Genomic DNA, 19,289 nt, shown 5'->3' on the forward strand with positions numbered 1-19,289 from the left:
CCGGGGCTGTCACCACCCCAGCCAATCCCAAACTGGCTGGGGAGAGGGGGAGAGCGGTGCGCCTGGAGTTCAGGCCCCTCTCCCCGGCCCTCTCCCCGCAAGCGGAGAGAGGGAGGTGTTCTTCTTACGCCTCTTCGGCCAGCTTCTTGCCCTTGGCGATGGCATCGTCGATGCCGCCGACCATGTAGAAGGCGGCTTCCGGCAGATGGTCATATTCGCCGTTCACCACCGCCTTGAACGACTTGATGGTGTCCTCGATCTGCACGAACGCACCCGGGATGCCGGTGAACACTTCGGCGACGTGGAAGGGCTGAGAGAGGAAGCGCTGGATCTTGCGGGCGCGCGAGACGGTCAGCTTGTCCTCTTCCGAGAGCTCGTCCATGCCGAGGATGGCGATGATGTCCTGCAGCGACTTGTACTTCTGCAGGATCGACTGGACCGCGCGGGCGGTCTCGTAATGCTCCTGGCCGACGACGCGCGGCTCGAGCACGCGGCTGGTCGAGTCCAGCGGGTCCACCGCCGGATAGATGCCGAGCTCCGAGATCGCGCGGTTGAGCACGGTCGTCGCGTCGAGGTGGGCGAACGACGTCGCCGGCGCCGGGTCGGTAAGATCGTCGGCGGGGACGTACACGGCCTGCACCGAGGTGATCGAGCCCTTGTTGGTCGAGGTGATGCGCTCCTGCAGCGCGCCCATGTCGGTCGACAGGGTCGGCTGATAGCCCACGGCCGACGGAATGCGGCCGAGCAGCGCCGACACCTCGGCGCCCGCCTGGGTGAAGCGGAAGATGTTGTCGACGAAGAACAGCACGTCCTGGCCTTCGACGTCGCGGAAATATTCGGCGATCGTCAGGCCCGACAGCGCGACGCGGGCACGGGCGCCCGGCGGCTCGTTCATCTGGCCATAGACCAGGGCGACCTTCGAGCCGTCCGAGATGGCGTTGCCGTCGGCGTCCTTGGCGATGACGCCCGCATCGAGGAACTCGTGATAGAGGTCGTTGCCCTCACGGGTGCGCTCGCCCACGCCGGCGAACACCGAGGTGCCGCCATGGCCCTTGGCGATGTTGTTGATCAGCTCCTGGATGAGCACGGTCTTGCCCACGCCGGCGCCGCCGAACAGGCCGATCTTGCCGCCCTTCGCATAGGGAGCGAGCAGGTCGATCACCTTGATGCCGGTGACGAGGATCGCGCTCTCGGTCGACTGGTCGATGAAGAGCGGGGCCTCGGCGTGGATCGGCGCGCGCAGGTCGGTGGCGACCGGACCGCGCTCGTCGATCGGCTCGCCGACGACGTTGAGGATGCGGCCGAGCGTGGCCGGGCCGACCGGGACCTGGATCTGGCTGCCGGTGTCGGTGACGGTCTGCCCACGGGTCAGGCCCTCGGTCGAGTCCATCGCGATCGTGCGGACGGTGTTCTCGCCGAGATGCTGCGCGACCTCGAGGACGAGCTTGTTGCCGTTATTGTCGGTCTCGAGCGCCGAAAGGATCGCCGGCAGCGCGCCTTCGAACGCGACGTCGACGACGGCGCCGATCACCTGGCTGATGCGGCCGACATTGTTGGTGGTGGTCGGCAGAGTGCCGGCGGCATCCGCCTTCGGCTTGGTCGCGCGCGGCTTGCGGGCGGGCTTCTCTGCGATCGGAGCTTCGGTTGCCATTGCTGTTTCCTCGTTCGAACGGTCTTAGAGCGCTTCGGCGCCCGAAATGATTTCCACCAGCTCGGTGGTGATCGCGGCCTGGCGCTGGCGGTTGTACAGCGTGTTGAGGCGCTTGATCAGGTCGCCCGCGTTGCGCGTGGCGTTGTCCATCGCGGTCATCTTCGAGCCCTGCTCCGACGCGGCGTTCTCGCGCATCGCGCGGTAGAGCTGGATGGCGACGTTGCGCGGCAGCAGGTCGGCGAGGATCGATTCCTCGTCGGGCTCATAAGTCACGGCGGCGCCGCTGCCCGGGGTTTCCGCCGCGGCGGCCGGCACGGCGACCGGGATGATCTGCTGCGCGGTCGGCTCCTGGGCGAGGACCGACTTGAAGGTGGAGTAGAACAGCGTCGCCACGTCGAACTCGCCCGCCTCGAAGCGCGCGATCAGATCGTCGGCATAGCCGCGGGCATCGGCGAAGCCCAGCTTGCCCAGGTCGCCCGGCTCGATCGAGTGGACGATGTCCTTCGGGAACTGGCGGTTGAGCACGGCGCGGCCCTTGCGGCCGATCGTGTAGATCTTCACCGTCTTGCCCTGCGCCACCAGCTCCTGCGCATGGCGGCGGGCCAGGCGGGCGATGTTGGTGTTGAACGCGCCGGCCAGGCCCTTGTCGCTGGTGGCGACGACGAGCAGGTGGACCTGGTCCTTGCCGGTGCCGGCGAGCAGCTTGGGCGAGCTCTCGCTCACCGTCACCTTGCCGGCCAGGCTGGCGACGACGGCTTCGAGACGCTGGGCATAGGGGCGCCCGGCCTCGGCCGCTTCCTGCGCGCGGCGCAGCTTGGCGGCGGCGACCATCTTCATCGCCTTGGTGATCTTCTGCGTCGACTTCACCGAGCCGATGCGGATCTTGAGGGCCTTCAAACTTGCCATTTACGAATTCCGAGCAAGGGCCAGACGGCCCGCGAGACCAACAAATGCGACGCCGAGAACGCCCTCGATCCAGCGCATCGCGCTGCTCTGCTTCGCGGCGCGGCCCGCACGGGCGGCGACGAAGCTGATGCCGGCGAGCCAGAAGCCGCCGAGCACATAGGGCACCGCGATCAGCAGCGCGCCCTTGAGCGGGGCGTCAGGGCCGGTGCCGACGAACTGCGGCAGGATGGCGAGGAAGAACAGCGCGACCTTGGGATTGAGCGCGGTGGTGAGCAGCCCCTGCCAGAAGGGCTTGCCCAGCGCGGGCGCCTCGGCGGTGGCGGGAGCCGGCTTGATCGCACCGCGGATCAGCTTGAAGCCGAGCCAGGCCAGATAGATCGCGCCGGCGGTCTTCACCACCGTGAACAGCGCCGGGAAGACCGACAGCACGGCGAGGAAGCCGAAGCCGCACAGCGCCATGTACCACAGCCCGCCCAGCACCACGCCCGAGACCGCCGCCAGGCCGGCCCGCACGCCTCCTCGCGCCGCGTGACCCGCGACGAGCATGGTGTCCGGCCCCGGCGTCAGCACGAGGCCGACGCTGAGCAGCGTCCATGCGAGGAGGGAGTGGTCGGCCATCGGCTGGCGATCAGGCGAAGGTCTTGGCGAACGCCTCGAGGGCGGCCTTGAGCTTTGCCTTCACCTCGTCCGACAGGTCCTTCGAGTCGCGGATCGCGCTCAGGATGTCGGCGTGGTTCGCGCGCAGGTCGGCGAGCATCGCCGCCTCGTAGCGGACCACGTCCTGCACCGCGACGGCATCCAGGAAGCCCTGGGTGCCGGCGAAGATCGACGCGGTCTGCTCCTCGAAGGGCAGCGGGTTGAACTGCGGCTGCTTGAGCAGCTCGGTCAGGCGCGCGCCGCGGTTCAGCAGGCGCTGGGTCGAGGCGTCGAGATCCGAACCGAACTGCGCGAACGCCGCCATCTCGCGATACTGGGCGAGGTCGAGCTTGATCGAGCCCGAGACCTTCTTCATCGCCTTGGTCTGGGCCGAGGAGCCCACGCGCGACACCGAGAGGCCGACGTTGATCGCCGGGCGGATGCCCGCGTTGAACAGGTCGGTCTCGAGGAAGATCTGGCCGTCGGTGATCGAGATCACGTTGGTCGGGATATAGGCCGACACGTCGCCCGCCTGGGTCTCGATGATCGGCAGCGCGGTAAGCGAGCCGTTGCCATTGGCGTCATTGAGCTTGGCGGCGCGCTCGAGCAGGCGGCTGTGCAGGTAGAACACGTCGCCCGGATAGGCTTCGCGGCCCGGCGGGCGGCGCAGCAGCAGCGACATCTGGCGATAGGCGACGGCCTGCTTCGACAGATCGTCGAACACGATCAGCGCGTGCATGCCGTTGTCGCGGAAATACTCGCCCATCGCGGTGCCGGTGTAGGGCGCGAGGAACTGCAGCGGCGCGGGGTCCGAAGCGGTCGCGGCGACGACGATGGAATATTCCATCGCGCCATTCTCCTCGAGCGTGCGCACCAGCTGGGCGACGGTCGAGCGCTTCTGGCCGACGGCGACATAGACGCAGTAGAGCTTCTTGCTCTCGTCGGTGCCGGCATTGACGGTCTTCTGGTTGATGAAGGTGTCGATCGCGACGGCCGACTTGCCGGTCTGGCGGTCGCCGATGATCAGCTCGCGCTGGCCGCGGCCGACGGGGACGAGGGCGTCGATCGCCTTGAGGCCGGTCTGCACCGGCTCGTGCACCGACTTGCGCGGGATGATGCCCGGCGCCTTCACTTCGACGCGGCTGCGCTTCTCGGCGACGATCGGGCCCTTGCCGTCGATCGGGTTGCCGAGGCCGTCCACGACGCGGCCGAGCAGGCCCTTGCCGACGGGCACGTCCACGATGGTGCCGGTGCGCTTGACGGTGTCGCCCTCGCGGATCTCGGCGTCCGAGCCGAAGATCACGACGCCGACATTGTCGGCCTCGAGGTTGAGCGCCATGCCCTGCACGCCGTTCGCGAACTCGACCATCTCGCCCGCCTGGACGTTGTCGAGCCCGTGGATGCGCGCGATGCCGTCACCGACGCTGAGCACCTGGCCGGTCTCGGAGACCTGGGCCTCGGAGCCGAAATTGGCGATCTGGTCCTTGATGACCTTCGAGATTTCTGCGGCGCGGATATCCATGTCTTAGCCTTCAGCCTTTCATCGCGTGCGCGAGGGAATTGAGTCGGGTCTTGATCGAGCTGTCGATCATCTGGCTGCCGATCTTCACGACCAGCCCGCCAAGGAGCGAGGGGTCGACCGAGAGGTCGACGGCCACTTCCCGGCCGATGCGGGCGCGCAGCTGCTGCTTGAGCGCGTCGACCTGAGCGGCGGAGAGCGGATGGGCGGAGGTGACCTCGGCCGTGGTCTCGCCGCGATGCGCGGCGGCCAGCTGGCGGAAGGCGCGGATCACCGCGGGCAGCTGGTTCAGCCGGCGGTTCTGCGCGAGCACGCCCAGGAAGCTGGTGGTGGTGGCATCGAGCTTCAGGCTCGTCGCGACGGCGGCGACCGCCTTGGCGGCGTCGGCGCGCGAAACCAGCGGGCTGGCGGTCAGCGCCTTGAAGTCGCTCGATTCGGCAAGCGCCTTGGCCACGGTGCCGAGGCTGTCCTCGACCTTGGCCAGGGCCTTCGAATCACGCGCGAGCTCGAACAGGGCGGTAGCGTAGCGTCCGCTTAGGCTTGCCTGGATACCGGCGGAATTCTCCACGCGATCGGGTTCCTCTCGGAGGTTCGGGTTTCAGCCCCATATGAATTGGGGGCCGATTTCCGGCTCCATCAAAGTATTACTCTGACGGCTGCCCCATACGGCCCCCTATGGGTCGCGGCGCGGTTAGCATCGGTGTCACGGGGATGCAACCCGAGTCCGATTCGCGTGCCACGAACGACTCCCGGAACCGGGGCCGCCACGGGCATGTACCGAATCGTTTCGTGTGGTAAACGGTGCCCGCTACGACCTTTTGGGGGAAGGTGAAGTGAACAAGCGGATTCTTGGCGGCATCGCCGTCGCCGGCCTGTGTGCCGGGATCGCGCATGCCGAGGTGCTGGAGATCCGCGGCGAGCTCGCCGCGCCGAACCGCGAGGCGAGCCTGCTCCGCTCGGTCGCGATCGAGCGTATCGAGGGGCAGGATGGCGAGGCGCTGGCCCGGGCGATCGAGCAGGGGCTGTCGGGCACGCATTTCGACTTGATGGGCGGCCGCGCCGGGCGGAACAACGCCGAGGGCGCGCTCACCGGCGGCGTGACGACGGGCGTCGACGAATCACCGTACCGACGGCGGGAGAAGCGCTGCGTCGAGAAGGACAGCGCCAACCAGAAGAAGTGCGTCCGCGAGGAGGAGGTGGAGGTGCGCTGCCGCCGCCGCATCGTCAGCGTGAAGGCGGATCTGCGGCTGGTGCGCAATCGCGACGGGCGGATCGTCTATTCGGTGACGAAGCCCTTCACGCAGGAAAGCAGCTGGTGCGAGGGCAGGGAGGAGCGCCCGGCGCCGGTGGAGGAAGTGATCGCCGATGCGATCCGCAACCTCGGCTATTCGGTGCGCGGCGACATCGCGCCGACTCTCTCGACCTATTCCATCCGCGTGCGCGAGAGCGACAAGGGCATGGCCAAGGATCAGGCGAAGCGCTTCAAGGACCTGGTGAAGCTGACCAAGCGCGATGTGCGCGGCGCGTGCGCCGGCTGGGCGGCCCTGGCGCCGGAAGTGCCGAACCATCCCTCGATCAGCTTCGACCTGGGCCTCTGCGCCGAGCAGGCCGGCCAGTATGAAAAGGCGCTGGAACTGTACCATGCGGCCGCGCGCGCCGGGGCGTCCGAGGGCAGGGAAGGCGCAGACCGCGCGATTCGGCTGATCGCCGGCCGCGAGGATGCGGCGATCCGCGCGCGGTGGCGGTAAAGCTTCGATAAGGGCCGAAGCATCGCTTCTCCGATCGGCCGCATCCGGCGGACCGACTGGAGGAACCGATGCCCGAACCGATTCTCGCCGCCGCCCACGAAGCCGCGCACGCCGGGGAAGTGACCACTCTCGCTGGCGATGCTGCCATGCCGGCATTGCTCGTTCGCCGCCTGGCCGGGCCCGGGGCGCCGGTGCTCTATGTCCACGGCGCCACCTTTCCATCGGCGCTGTCGGTCGGATGGCGGATCGACGGGTGGTCGTGGATGGACGATCTGCAAGCGCGGGGCTTCGATGTCTGGGCGTTCGACCTCGCCGGCTATGGCGGATCGGAACGGCCGGCGGCGATGCGGGGGGACCTGCCCTATGGCCGGGCGGAAGCGGCGGCGGCGCAGATCGCCCGCGTCGCCGCGCATATCCGGGCACGGCGCGGCGGCGCGAAGCTCCTGGTGATCGCGCATAGCTGGGGAACGATCCCCGCCGGCATCTTCGCCGGGGCATGGCCCGAGACGGTCGAGCGGCTGGTGCTGTTCGGCCCGATCGGGGAACGGCAGGCCGGTGGCGGCCCCGTGCCGGCCGGGGGCGCATATCTCGTCACGCGTGAGGATCAGTGGCGTAGCTTCCAGTCGGGCGTGCCCGAAGACCAGGGCTCACCGATCGCCCCCGCGCGCTTCGACGCCTGGGCAGCCGCCTATCTCGCCAGCGATCCGGGAGGCGTGGCGCGAGATCCGGCGGGCGTGATGGTGCCGAGCGGCCCGGATGTTGATTTCCGCGATGCCTGGTCGGGGCGCTTTCCCTATGATCCTGGCGTGGTGCGCGCGCCGACCCTGATCGTGCGCGGCGCCTGGGACCCGCTGGCGGGCGACGCGGACGTGGCGTGGCTGGCGGGCCGGCTGACCGGCGTGCCGGGCGGCGCGCGCCGCGTCACGCTCGCGGACGGCGCGCACCGGATGCACCTGGAGAATCGCCGACAGGCGCTGTTCGACGCTGTCGGCGACTATCTCCTCGCGCGTTAGCGTCCGCGATTGCCGCCCTGACGGCCGCCGCCCTGGCCCTGACGCTGGCCGCCGCTGCCGGTCGGCCGGGGCTGCCACTTGCGCTTGGGACGCGCATAGTTGCGGGGCTGCTCGCCTTGCGGCGCGTCGAAGCGGCGCGGGCGCGGCTCGCCCGCAGCGGCGCCGGCCGCCTCGGGCCGCGGCGCATGGCCGTCGCGGCGGGGCTGGTCGCCACGCGCGCGGTCGTCGCGCTGGCCCGGGCGGCCACGCTGCGGCTGGCCCGGACGGCGGCCGTCGCGCTGCATCTCGCGGCCACGGGCGCCGTTCTGCTGGTCGCGGCTCTGCGGCACGTTGACGCGGCTCGACTTGATCTTCTCGGCCGCGGCGACGAAGCCCTCGGGCAGCGGCACCACCGCGAGCTTCTGGCGGATCAGCCGCTCGATGTCGCGCAGATAGGGGCGCTCGTCCTCGGCGCAGAAGCTGATCGCCACGCCGTCATTGCCGGCGCGCGCGGTGCGGCCGATGCGGTGGACATATTGGTCCGCCACGTTCGGCAGCTCGAAATTGAAGACATGGCTCACGCCCGACACGTCGATGCCGCGCGCCGCGATGTCGGTGGCGACCAGGATCTTCACCTTGCCCGCGCGGAACTCGCCGAGCGCGCGCTCGCGCTGCGGCTGGCTCTTGTTGCCATGGATCGCGTTGGCGGCGACGCCATTGCCCGCCAGCAGGCGGACGACGCGGTCGGCGCCGTGCTTGGTGCGAGTGAACACCAGCGCGCGATCGATCTCGATCTCCTTGAGCATCATCGTCAGCAGCGCCTGCTTCTCGGCCTGCTGGACGAAGGTGACGCGCTGCTCGACGCGCTCGGCGGTGGTCGCCTCGGGCGTGACCTTCACTTCCACCGGTTCCTTGATGAACTGGCCGGCGAGCTCGCGGATCGTCTTCGGCATGGTCGCCGAGAAGAACAGCGACTGGCGCTTGGCGGGCAGCTCGCGGACAATGCGCTTGAGCGCGTGGATGAAGCCCAGGTCCATCATCTGGTCGGCCTCGTCGAGCACGAAGATCTCGAGGCCCATCAGGATCGCATAGCATTGGTCCATCAGGTCGACGAGGCGGCCCGGCGTGGCGACGAGGATGTCGACGCCCTTGGCGAGGTCGGTCTTGTTCTTGTGAATCGAAGTGCCGCCGAAGATGGTGGCGACGGTGAGGCGGGTGCCCTTGGCATAGTGGCGCGCCTGGTCGGCGATCTGGCTGGCCAGTTCGCGGGTGGGGGCGAGCACGAGCATGCGGCAGCCGCGCGGCTGGGCGCGCTTGCCCGATGCGACCAGCCGGTCGATCGAGGGGAGCATGAAGGCGGCGGTCTTGCCGGTGCCGGTCTGGGCGATGCCGAGCAGGTCGCGTCCTTCGAGGAGCGACGGGATCGCCTTGGCCTGGATCGGCGTCGCCTCGCTATAGCCCTTGGCGGCAAGCGCGGCGAGAACGGTCTCCGAGAGACCGAGTTCGTTGAATTGCATTGTGTGTCCTGTGCGTACGGCCGGCGCGCACGGACGGATTCCGAACGCGAAGGCGGGGTCAAAAATGACGACCCGCGTGACTAGGGAAGCCGTGAAATCAACCGAGCCGGGGCCGGGACGCCTTGCGTCCGATCACGCTGCCATGCCGGCTCGATGGGCGCGCATATGGCGATGAAATCGGTTTCCGTCAAGGAAGCCGGCCGGCGGGCCGCCCCTGTCCGCCGCGCGCCGCGCTGGGAACGGGAGCCTAGGGGGCGGCAATTCCCGTATATTCGCGCGGCCGCAGGCCCAGCCGCACCGCTTCGGTCTGGCCGTGGAGCATCGGGTCCTGAAAGGCACAGCGATCGTCCCATTGGCCGGGGCAGCGCGCGGGAGTCGCGGCATCGAGGATGTCGGCGATCAGGGCGTCGTCGAACGGCCGGCCGGGGAATTGCGAGAAGCGCAGATGGATCATGCGCGCGAGCGCCAGCGGCGCCACCCAGGACGTATGCGGCGCGGTGATCGGGAAGAGCGCGGTGCTGAAATCGTCGGACTGGAGCAGCGGCGTACGGTTGAAGGCATAGGGGCGCTCGGGCAGCACGCCGGTGTTGACGAAGATATCGGCATCGGCGCGGGCGGGCCAGCCCTGCGGCGCCGCGACGCCGCCGCGGCCGCTATCGTCCAGGCCCGATGCGAGGACGGTGAAATAGCCGGTGCGGACGCGGTTGCGATAGGCGGGGATGCGCTGGTCGTAAGGCGCGTCATGGAGCCCGCTGGTCTCCGATGCCGCCTGCACCGCAAGCACGCCGGGCGTGCCGAACAGCGCGGCATAGATCGGCGCATAGGCGGCAAGCCGGTCGCGCAGCACGGCCTCGGCGGGCAGCGGCGTCCCGCAGCGGCCCTGCCAGCTGTCGCGGACGGTCTGGAAAGTGTGGCCCGCGCTGTAGTTGACGAAGCGGACATCATTGGCGCGCATCAGCGCGACGATCGCATCGGCCGCGCGCTGGGCGGCCTGCACCAGCCGCGTCTGCGCCGCGTCCCCGCCGGCGGCATCGCAATAGTCGGCCGCCGCGATGGCGGGAAGGTCGATCGCGTCCATCAGCACCAGCGGCTGGCCGGGGCTGTTGTCGGCGATCAGCGAGAAGACGGTGCTGCCATGGCCGCTATTGTCGAAGGCGATGCCGGCATAGGCCTGGTTCGCGGCGTCGCCGATCGGCGCGAGCCGCTGGCTGGGCACGAAGGCGGGACCGGAGAAGCGGTCGAGCGCGTTCCACAGCGCCGCCGGGATGCGCCAGCCGGTCGTCGCGGCGTGCATCGCGCCGCCGGCACCCAGCCGGAAATAGCCCTTGATATGCTTGCGGAAGCGAATGGCGCGGACGGGCAGGCGGGGCAGGCTGTCGATGATCAGGATCGCTTCGCCGCTGCCGGGCGCCATCTCGAATTCGGCGGGGCTATAGGCGCGATCGGTCCAGGCGCAGTTCGCGCCGGCGGGCCGGCACGTGTCGGCACGGATGGCCGCCGCCGCATCGGCGATCGCCTGGTCGAGCGGATCGGCCGGGGGCGTGGGGCTTGGCGTGGGGCTCGGGCTCGGTGACGGCGTGGGCGTAGGCGTGGGCCGCGGTTCGGCGGGGCCATCGCCGCCGCCGCCGCTGCAGGCGGCGAGCAGCGCGGGCAGGATCAGGAATATGCGTCTTGCCATGTTTCGTCCTCGTCCGGCGGCATCGGCAGGGAGGACGGAGCCGGGCCGCGGCGCCAATCGGGATTGCGACCGGCACGCGAGCTGGTGCGACGAAAACGGCCGGGACGGGCGCCCGCCGTTGCGCATGCGAAATTAACGCGCGCGGACTCGCTCGCAAAGCACTCGTTAACCCATGGCCCGCTAGGCTCGGGGCGCCAACCATGGAGCCCCAAATTGCTCGTCGCCAAGCTTGAGATCCTCGGAGACATCGACCGCCGCGGCGCGATCCGGTTCGACACGGATTCGCCCTCGACCCTGCGCACGCCGGACGGCGGGCCGATCGACGTGCAGGTCGAGGATTTCTCGCGCACGGGCTTCCGCTTCTCCTCGGAACTCGATCTTCCCGAAGGCACGCTCGTCTCGCTCGGCCTTTCGGGCGCGGGATCGCGCGCCGCCAAGGTGGTGCGCCGCTCGGGCAATACCTATGGCTGCGCCTTCATGAAGGCGTTGACCGAGGAGGAGATCGCGCATGCCTTTCGCGGCCAGGAGCATGTGCTCGCCGATCTCTCCGCGGCGCTCGCCGCGCGCTTCGGCATGGGCAAGCCGCATGCGAAGCCGGGCATCCCGCCGCTGCGGCGGCTGATCAGGCGCCCGACCCGCGAGGGCTGAATTCCCGCTCGCGATAGGCGAACCAGTCGAAATCCGCGTGGAGGCCGGCACCGGACAGGTCCTGGCATGCCATGCCGATGAACGCCCCGGTGAAATTGGGCAGGCCGGGCGCACTCGCCTCGTCCGACAGGATCGAAGCGTCGAACTGTTCCGCCAGCCATTGCCACGCGCCGCCGGGCAGGCGCCAGGCGAAGCGCAGCCGCTCGTAATCGACCTCGGCACGCAGCTCGATCGGCCCTTCCGGAATCGGGATCGGCGCGGTGAAGGCATCGGCCTGCGGCGCATCGGGCAGCGCGGACATCACGCGCAGATGGCGGCCGGCCTCCGCGTCATGGCTGACGTGCAGATAGTGGAACTTGGCCGCGTTGTAATAGGCGACCAGCCCCGCCGCCTGCTGGAAGTGGCGGGGAGCGAAATCGAGCGCGCAGGAGGCGGAATAGCAAAAATCCTGTTGCCGCCGCGCGACCAGTGCCTGGGTGAACAGGCTGCCGATCGTCTCGCGGCCATGGAGGCGCAGATGGCCGGGCCGGGCGGTAAGGCTGAAGATCGCCTCCGGCTCGGGCGTGCGCAGCCATTGGAAGTCGATCGGCAGGATGGGATCGTCGAAATCGGCGCGCATGTCGGCGGGCTGGCGGCCTTTGGGGCCGGGCACGTCGCGCATCGGCATGCCCGGCTCGCCGATGGTGCGGAGCCAGCCATCCGCGCCCCAGCGCATCGGCTGGATCGCGGTCTCGCGGCCCAGCACGCAGCGCCCGCGATTGGGGAGCGGGCGGCCGCAGAGATAGACCAGCCAGGGCTCGCCCGCCGGCGTCTCGACCAGATCGGCATGGCCGGCCCGCTGGAGCGGCGCGTCCGGGCGGGTGCGGCTGGAGAGGATATGGATGTCGGGGTGGAGTTCATAGGGACCGGTGAGGCTCCGCGAGCGCGCCATGGTCACCGCATGGTTCCAGCCGGTGCCGCCCTCGGCGGTGAGGAGATGATACCAGCCGCCGCGCTTGTAGAGGTGCGGCGCCTCGGTGAGGCCGAGCGGCGTGCCGGGGAAGATGTTGGTCCGCTCGCCGATCAGCCGGCGCCGCTCGGGGCAATATTCCTGCAGCACGATCCCGGCGAAGCGGTTGCGGCCCGGCCGGTGGTCCCAGAGCATGTTGAGCAGATATTTCCGCCCGTCCTCGTCATGGAAGAGCGAGGGGTCGAAACCGCTGCTGTTCAGGTGGATCGGATCGGACCACTCGCCGTTCACCGTCTCGCAGGTGACGAGATAATTGTGGAAGTCGCGGAGCGACGCGCCCGATGCGCCGCCCACCGTCGTGCGGCCATAGCGCTTCACATCGGTGTAGATCAGGTGGAAGCGCGCGCCGTCATGCGAAAGGCACGGCGCCCACACCCCGCAACTGTCGGGATCGCCGCGCATGTCCAGCTGGCTCCGGCGGTTGAGCGGCCGGGCGATCAGCTCCCAGTTGGCAAGGTCGCGGCTGTGGTGGATCTGCACGCCCGGGAACCATTCGAAGGTGGAGGTGGCGATGTAGTAATCGTCGCCCACCCGGACGATCGAGGGATCGGGGTTGAAGCCCGGCAGGATGGGGTTGCGGGTCATGCGGGTTTGCGCACCAGGGTCCAGAGCAGCGCGGCCGCCACGAGGTCGAGCAGGCCGAGCGCGATGAAGAAGGGAGTGTAGCCGATCGAGGCGACGAGGCTCCCCATCAGCAGCGAGAAGATCAGGATCGAGGCATTGGCGCAGGTGCCGGCCATGCCGGCGACGGTGCCGAGCTCGTCGCGGCGGAACAGGTCGCTCGCCATGGTGATCACGGTGACCGACAGCGTCTGATGCGCGAAGCCGCCGAGCGAGAGCAGGGCGACCGCCGCCCAGGCGCTCTCCACCGTGCCGACGAACAGCATGCCGGTCATCAGCACCGCGCCCAGCGTGAAGGTCCAGCGGCGCGCATCGATCAGGTCTACGCCGCGGCGCTGGAGCCACAGCACCACCGCCGGCCCGAACAGGCAGCCCAGATCGGCGGCGACGAAGGGCAGGAAGGCGCTGAGCGCGATCTCGGCCAGATCGAAATGGCGAACCTTCACCAGATAGAGCGGCAGCCAGAAGGTGAGCGTGCCCCAGGTCGGATCGGCCAGGAAGCGCGGGATGGCGATGCCCCAGAAATTGCGCCGGCGCAGGATGGCGAGGATCGAGGGCCGCGTGCCTGCGGCCTGGACGTGGCCCTCCTGCCCGGCGAGGATATGGGCGCGCTCCTCGGCCCCGATCGCGGGATGCTCGGCGGGCGGACGATAGAAGCGCAGCCAGAGCAGCACCCAGAACAGGGCAAGGGCGCCGGCGATCACGAAGGCCGCGCGCCAGTTCCACATCCAGATCGACCAGGCGACCAGCGGCGCCGCCAGCGCCGATCCGGCCGAAGCGCCGAGATTGTAGATGCCGCCGGCAAGACCCCGCTCCTTCGCGGGAAACCATTCGGAGACGACCTTGAGCCCGCCGGTGTGCGAGGTGCCCTCGGCAAAGCCCAGCGCGCCGCGCAGGCCGAACAGCATCTGCCAGTTGAAGGCGAGGCCGTGCGCCATGGTCAGCACCCCCCAGCAGCTCGCGAAGATGGCGAGCCCGGTGCGCAGCCCGATCGTGTCGAGGATGTAGCCGACGATCGGCTGCAGCATCACGCCGGCCTGGAAGGCGGCGGTGATCCAGCCATATTGATGCTCGTCGATGCCCAGGTCCGGCATGAACACGGGGGCGGCGACCGCCAGGGTGGAGCGGGTGAGATAGTTCACGACCGTGCCCAGCATCACGATCCCGATGATCCACCAGCGCAGGGCGTGCGTGCGTCGCCAGAAGGACATGGCCTCTCCCGTGCGGGCGTCTGAGCATGCGCCCGTTAGCGCTAACGGTGGCGGGTTTGGGGCGGAAGGGCAAGAGAGATTTGTATGAGTTATTATACTCGCTTCCCTGGAAGGGAGGGGAGCTTCGGAAGCGGGTTTGACCGCAATCGCCGGGATGTGGCCCGCCCGGCGCGCGCCTATATCCATCCCATGACCCACCCATTCTCCCTCTCCGAAGACGCGGCCTGGGCCGCCTTCGAAGCGCGCGACCGCGCCTTTGACGGGCGATTGATCGTCGCGGTGACCACCACGCGCATCTATTGCAAGCCGACCTGCCCGGCGCGCCGGCCGAAGCGCGAGCATGTCGAGTTCTTCGACGATGCCGATGCCGCCCGCGCCGCCGGCTATCGGGCGTGCCTGCGCTGCAAGCCCGACGAGGTCGGCCGCGATCGGATCGCCGTGGCGAAGGCAGTGGCGCTGATCGAGGCGGCCGAGGAGAATGTCTCGCTCGACGCAGTCGCCGCGGCGGTCGGCTATGCGCCGCATCATTTCCACCGGCTGTTCAAGCGCGCCACCGGCGTGACGCCTGCCGCCTATGCCCGTGGGCTGAAGGCCAGGCGCGCCGCCGAGGCGCTGTCCGGCGAGGAGAGCGTGACCGGCGCGATCTACGAGGCCGGCTATTCCGCGCCGAGCCGCTTCTACGAGACCGCCAATGCCCGGCTCGGCATGAGCCCCAGCGCATGGAAGCGCGGCGGCGCGGGCGTGACGATCCGCTGGACCATCGCCGAAACCAGCCTGGGCCCGCTGCTGATCGCGGCGACCGACAAGGGCCTGTGCCGCGTCGCCTTCGAGGAGAATGCCTTCGACCTGACCCGGCGCTTCCCGGCGGCGGAGGTCGTCCAGGGCGGCGCGGCGCTGGCCGCGCTCGCCGCGCGGGTGGTCGCCGAGGTGGAGAGCCCGGGGCGCGACACCGATCTGCCGCTCGACGTGCGGGGCACCGCCTTTCAGGAAGCGGTGTGGCAGGCCCTGCGCACGATCCCGCCGGGCGAGACGCGCAGCTATGCCCAGCTCGCCGCCGCCGCCGGCAGCCCGGGCGCGGTGCGCGCCGCCGGCACGGCTTGCGGCGCCAATCACGTGCCGGTGATCATCCCCTGCCACCGCGCGCTGCGCTCGGACGGCAGCATGGGCGGCTATGCCTATGGCGTGGACCGCAAAAAGGCATTGCTGAAGCGCGAGGGAGCCGACCGGTGAACTATGTGATCCAGGGTATCGATCCGGCGCCGTTCCGCTCTCTCTACGGCCTGTCGGACGCGGAGCTGGCGGCGCGGCATGCCGTCCGCATGCGCGTGGCGAAGAAGCCCGGCGCCCCGTGCCGGGTGACGCTGGCCGATGCCGAGCCGGGCGAGACGGTGCTGCTGGTCAACCACGAGCATCTGCCGGTCGCCTCGCCCTATCGCAGTGCCCATGCCATCTTCGTGCGCGAGGGGGCCGAGGTGCCGGCGCGCTTCGAGAATGCGGTGCCCGAGCCGCTGGCGATCCGTCTGCTCTCGGTCCGCGCCTTTGACGCCGCCGGCATGATGACCGACGCCGAAGTGGTGGAAGGCCGTGATCTCGAGCCGCTGATCGCGCGCTTCTTCGCGGATCCGGCGGTGGCGTATCTGCACGTGCACAATGCCAGGCCCGGCTGCTTCGCGGCACGGGTGGACCGGGGCTAGGCTGGGGCCTCCCAACCCCCGCCGTCACCCCCGCATAGCCCCGCCGTCATCCCCGCGAAGGCGGGAATCCAGGGCCAGGCGCAATGGTCGTGAGGCACGCTTTGCCGTCTCCGGCAAGCCCATGCGCGATTTCTGCGATTGCCTCATATTGCCCTGGGTCCCCGCCTGCGCGGGGAGGACGGTGAGTCGCTACCTAGGGTCGGGGCTCGTATTCCCCTGGTGGCCGGCGGATCACTTCGCCGCGGGCGTCGCCCCGGCCGCCGTCCCGTCCGATGCGGAGCATTTGTAGACCAGCTTCTCGTTGTACACCGGCGGCAGCGCGGTGCGGATCGATTGCTGCTGGGTCGCCAGCTCGGCGCGCTTGGCCTGGTCCGCAGAGCATTCCTTGAGCGGCACGCCCTTCCGCAGCGCGCGCGCCTGCTTCATCTGCTCGGAGGAGAGCAGATAGCGCGTATTGGTATAGATGGCCGTCGCGGGATCGAAATCGAGCACCGAGACATTGGCTTCCTGGTCCGGCACCAGGATGCGCTGCCAGTGCGTGCCGGACTCGGCATATTGCGTGCGGCCGTTGATGCAGCCGTCCTCGCCGATGTCGAGGTCGACCTTGTCGGTCGGGGAAACGATCACCCGGCTGCGCTCGGGGACGAGGGTGCAGACCAGCTTGCCCTGCGCCGCCGTGCTCGTGGTGCCCGCCGCCACGGCCTTGGGCACCGGCACCACCGTGGCTTCGTCGAAGCCCGGCCGGCTGAGGAACAGGGCGGCCGCGCCCAGCATCAGCACGCCGCCGCCCGCCGCGACCCAGATCGCCTCGCGCTTGCGCTCGCGCGAGAGCAGCAGCCCGGCCCCGCCCATCGCCAGCGCGCCCAGCACGAGCAGCACCGCCGCGCCGGCCATATAATTCTCGCGCGCGGTCTCGGCGCGATTGCGCGCCTGGGTGATCGCATCGTCGCGCTCCGCCTCGGCCCGGGCGGCATTGGCGCGCGATGCCTCGTCGGCCGCCAGGCGAGCCTTCTCGTCGGCGCTGCGCTCCTGCGCCATCTGTTCCTCGACCGAGGTGCAGGGCATGTCGACCGTGGCGAAGGGCTGCTTCGCTTCGCCCAGAAAGGCGGCCAGCTCGCTGCCGGCAATGGCGAAGGCGAAGGTCGAATCGCCGTCGTCATTATGGGTGATCGCCGAATTGACGCCGAGCACCCGGCCGCAGCGATCGAGCAGCGGCCCGCCCGAATTGCCGCGGGCGATGCTGGCGGTGTGGAGCAGCACGCTCACGCCGCTCAGCTGGCGCAGCCCGGCGAATCCGCCCTGCGAGCGCACCGGCGACTGGGGCTTGATGAAATCCGCCGCCGAGCGCGCGGTGGCGACGTCGACATTGCCCGGATAGCCGAGCGCGACGAGCGAATCGCCGTCGGAGATCCTGCCGCCGAACAAAGTGAGCGGCGGCAGGCGAACGCCGGTGAACTCGATCAGCGCCAGGTCGCGCGCCTGGTCGATCTTGATCACCTTGCCCTGATAGGATTTGTCGCCTTCCGAGGGGACGACGCCGATCACGACATTGTCGGGATAGCGCGAGGCGAGGTCGACGACGTGCGCGTTGGTGACCACCCGGTTGGGCGCCACCGCGAAGCCGCTGCCATGGCCGAAGCCGACCACTTCGTCATCGACCACCGCGATGGTGACGATGCGCACCACGCCGCGCGCCGAGGCGGAGATGTCGTCGGCATGCGCCGGGGCCGCCCATGCGAAGAGCAGCGCCACCACGATAAGCAACCGACGCATCATCGAACCCGAACCTCCATTTGGCCGGCAGCTTTCGGGCAAAAGCCGCGGCGGTTCAAGCCGGGGCCTGCGGAGGCGGCGGGGTTCAGCCCTTTTTCTTCTTCTCCGCCTCCTCGGCCGCCTTCTTCGCCTTGGCCTCGCCCTCGGCGAGCACGGCCAGCGCGCCTTCGGTGCCCTTCTCGTCGAGCGCGGTGAGCACCTTCAGCGCCATATTGTCGGCCGGCGCGTGCGGGCTGTAGGCGACCGGCTCGAAGGCCACGCGCGCGGCCTTGGCGTCGTTCATCTCGAGCAGCACCTTGCCCGCCGTGACGCGCAGGCCGGTGTCGAACGGTGCCAGCACATAGGCGCCGAGCAGCCCGTTCCGCGCATTGGCGGTCGGCGCCTGCTTGGCTGCGGCGAAGCTCTCGTAGAACAGCACCAGCGGCTGGGGATAGTCGGTATCGAGCTTGTTGGCCTTGAGGAAATGGCCGCGGATCGCCTTCCAGCGCTCCGGATTGGTGTCGCCGGCGGCCTTGGCGGCCTCCATCTGCGCCATGCCCTTGTAGAGCAGGGCATGGATGGACTTGGGATCGGCGGCCAGCGCGCGATCGGCGGCCGCTTCGGCGGCGGCATAGTTCTTGGCGTCGAACTCGGCCTCGGCCAGCTCGTTCTGCGCCGCCGCGTCGGTGGGATAGGGCGCCGCGAGCCGGCGCGCGAGCTCGGCGACTTCTGGCGCGGTTTCCGAGGTCACGCCACTGCTCGAGCGCAGCCGCGCCGGCAGGGTGGCGATCTCGCCGGCGCCGAGCTTGCGCAGCGTGACCTTGCCGACCGCGACCTGATCCCTGGACAGGCGCAGCAACGGCAGCGTCTTGCCCGAAATGTAGCGGTTGAGCTTGTTGTCGAGATCGTTCGGGTTTCCGAAGGACCGGCCCGCCTCGGCGGTCTTCCCCTCGTTGCTCAGCGTGATGTAGTCGGCCAGTTCCTTGCCGTGGCCGCCGAGCAGCGCATAATGGGTCAGCAGCCAGCCGCGACCATAGAGGATATGGGTCTGCAGGTCGTCGAGCTTGCCCGGGTTGAGCATCAGCAGCTGGCTAGCCGGGATCTGGTTGGTCTGGTTGATGCCGTATTTGCGATATTCCGGCGGCGCGCCGAAGGTCAGCGTGCCGTCCGTCCGATAGCTGGCGGTGCCGACGAACTCGGCGAACCCCTCGACGAACCATTTGGCGAACACCGCGCTCGGCCAGCTCGCGAACATGAAGCTATGGGCATATTCGTGCTGCAGGATCGTCCGCGCGCTGAGCTCGCCGCTGGTCTTGCGCGGCGCGAACGCCATCGGGCCGGAGGCGCGCGCCTGGTAATAGCCGGCGATCGAGTGGTTGCCCGAAAGCTTCCGGATCGCGTCGACGTCGTCGAGCATGAACACGGTGACGCGCAGGTTCGGGCTGAGCGGCTTGTCCGGCGTGCCGGTGATCGTCCGCAGCGCCTGGTCGAAGCGCTCGAGCGACTCGGTCGCCGCGGTGACCTGCTCGGGCGAGCCTTCCGAATAGACGATGAAATGCTTGGAGCTGCCTTCGTACCAGTCGGCGGCGTGCCCGAACGACGGCAGTAGCAGCGAAGTGGCGAGTAACAGATGACGACGCATGATTCTTCCCCCCGATCGACCGAGTTTATGGGCTGCGGCCGGCTCGTCAATCGGTGACGTTGCGG

At 69.3% G+C, this 19,289-nt stretch carries 16 protein-coding genes; 5 read left to right on the plus strand and 11 right to left on the minus strand.

The window, feature by feature from the left end:
• Positions 1–124: 124 nt before the first annotated feature.
• From atpD to OMP43_RS12190, 5 genes are read right to left on the minus strand one after another with little or no spacing between them, the layout of a single operon-like run.
• The gene (gene atpD / locus OMP43_RS12170; RefSeq protein ID WP_275915640.1) at positions 125–1,651 is read right to left on the minus strand and encodes a F0F1 ATP synthase subunit beta; all 1,527 of its coding nucleotides are present in this window, start codon (positions 1,649–1,651) and stop codon (positions 125–127) included.
• A gap of 24 nt (positions 1,652–1,675) precedes the next feature.
• The gene (locus tag OMP43_RS12175; protein ID WP_280279980.1) at positions 1,676–2,557 is read right to left on the minus strand and encodes a F0F1 ATP synthase subunit gamma; all 882 of its coding nucleotides are present in this window, start codon (positions 2,555–2,557) and stop codon (positions 1,676–1,678) included.
• Positions 2,558–3,175, minus strand: a complete 618-nt coding sequence (locus tag OMP43_RS12180) for a LysE family translocator (protein ID WP_280279981.1) — start codon at positions 3,173–3,175, stop codon at positions 2,558–2,560.
• Between the two features lie 10 nt (positions 3,176–3,185).
• Entirely contained in the window at positions 3,186–4,715 is a 1,530-nt protein-coding gene (gene atpA / locus OMP43_RS12185) for a F0F1 ATP synthase subunit alpha (RefSeq protein ID WP_280279982.1), read from the minus strand.
• A gap of 10 nt (positions 4,716–4,725) precedes the next feature.
• Positions 4,726–5,280 (minus strand): F0F1 ATP synthase subunit delta, encoded by a 555-nt coding sequence (locus tag OMP43_RS12190; protein ID WP_280279983.1) that lies wholly within the window; start codon positions 5,278–5,280, stop codon positions 4,726–4,728.
• Positions 5,281–5,545: 265 nt separating this feature from the next.
• Between OMP43_RS12190 and OMP43_RS12195 the strand changes: the two genes are divergently transcribed.
• Positions 5,546–6,460 (plus strand): hypothetical protein, encoded by a 915-nt coding sequence (locus OMP43_RS12195; RefSeq protein ID WP_280279984.1) that lies wholly within the window; start codon positions 5,546–5,548, stop codon positions 6,458–6,460.
• Positions 6,461–6,528: 68 nt separating this feature from the next.
• Positions 6,529–7,473, plus strand: coding sequence for an alpha/beta hydrolase (locus OMP43_RS12200; RefSeq protein ID WP_280279985.1), 945 nt, complete (start codon positions 6,529–6,531; stop codon positions 7,471–7,473).
• Here the strand turns inward: OMP43_RS12200 and OMP43_RS12205 are convergent.
• Both OMP43_RS12205 and OMP43_RS12210 read right to left on the minus strand, forming a co-directional pair.
• Positions 7,470–8,969 carry a DEAD/DEAH box helicase gene (locus tag OMP43_RS12205; protein ID WP_280279986.1) on the minus strand — a complete coding sequence of 500 codons (1,500 nt, stop codon included), beginning with the start codon at positions 8,967–8,969 and terminating at the stop codon, positions 7,470–7,472. The genes OMP43_RS12200 and OMP43_RS12205 overlap by 4 nt on opposite strands.
• Before the next feature lie 247 nt (positions 8,970–9,216).
• Entirely contained in the window at positions 9,217–10,647 is a 1,431-nt protein-coding gene (locus OMP43_RS12210) for a hypothetical protein (RefSeq protein WP_280279987.1), read from the minus strand.
• A 213-nt stretch (positions 10,648–10,860) separates the two neighbouring features.
• On the opposite strand from OMP43_RS12210, the gene OMP43_RS12215 reads away from it, so the two are divergent.
• On the plus strand, positions 10,861–11,295 hold the full coding sequence (locus OMP43_RS12215) for a PilZ domain-containing protein (protein ID WP_280279988.1): 435 nt from the start codon (positions 10,861–10,863) through the stop codon (positions 11,293–11,295).
• Here OMP43_RS12215 and OMP43_RS12220 read toward each other — a convergent pair.
• Complete coding sequence (locus tag OMP43_RS12220; RefSeq protein WP_280279989.1) at positions 11,270–12,889, minus strand: glycoside hydrolase family 43 protein; 1,620 nt, start codon at positions 12,887–12,889, stop codon at positions 11,270–11,272. The two genes, OMP43_RS12215 and OMP43_RS12220, sit on opposite strands and share 26 nt — an antisense overlap.
• Positions 12,886–14,136 carry an MFS transporter gene (locus OMP43_RS12225; protein WP_280279990.1) on the minus strand — a complete coding sequence of 417 codons (1,251 nt, stop codon included), beginning with the start codon at positions 14,134–14,136 and terminating at the stop codon, positions 12,886–12,888. Before OMP43_RS12225 ends, OMP43_RS12220 begins: the two co-directional genes overlap by 4 nt.
• Before the next feature lie 189 nt (positions 14,137–14,325).
• Here OMP43_RS12225 and ada point away from each other — a divergent pair, with 189 nt between their 5' ends.
• Positions 14,326–15,366: a bifunctional DNA-binding transcriptional regulator/O6-methylguanine-DNA methyltransferase Ada gene (gene ada / locus OMP43_RS12230; protein WP_280279991.1), complete on the plus strand. Its 1,041-nt coding sequence runs from the start codon at positions 14,326–14,328 to the stop codon at positions 15,364–15,366.
• Positions 15,363–15,830 (plus strand): DUF1203 domain-containing protein, encoded by a 468-nt coding sequence (locus tag OMP43_RS12235; RefSeq protein WP_280279992.1) that lies wholly within the window; start codon positions 15,363–15,365, stop codon positions 15,828–15,830. Before ada ends, OMP43_RS12235 begins: the two co-directional genes overlap by 4 nt.
• A 231-nt stretch (positions 15,831–16,061) precedes the next feature.
• Here OMP43_RS12235 and OMP43_RS12240 read toward each other — a convergent pair whose 3' ends face one another.
• Together OMP43_RS12240 and OMP43_RS12245 are read right to left on the minus strand one after the other, a co-directional pair.
• Entirely contained in the window at positions 16,062–17,603 is a 1,542-nt protein-coding gene (locus OMP43_RS12240; protein WP_280279993.1) for a serine protease, read from the minus strand.
• A gap of 85 nt (positions 17,604–17,688) precedes the next feature.
• Complete coding sequence (locus OMP43_RS12245; RefSeq protein WP_280279994.1) at positions 17,689–19,224, minus strand: hypothetical protein; 1,536 nt, start codon at positions 19,222–19,224, stop codon at positions 17,689–17,691.
• Positions 19,225–19,289: the final 65 nt, after the last annotated feature.

It is taken from the genome of Sphingomonas sp. CBMAI 2297, from assembly GCF_029870595.1.
In the GTDB taxonomy this organism is placed as follows: Bacteria; Pseudomonadota; Alphaproteobacteria; order Sphingomonadales; family Sphingomonadaceae; genus Sphingomonas.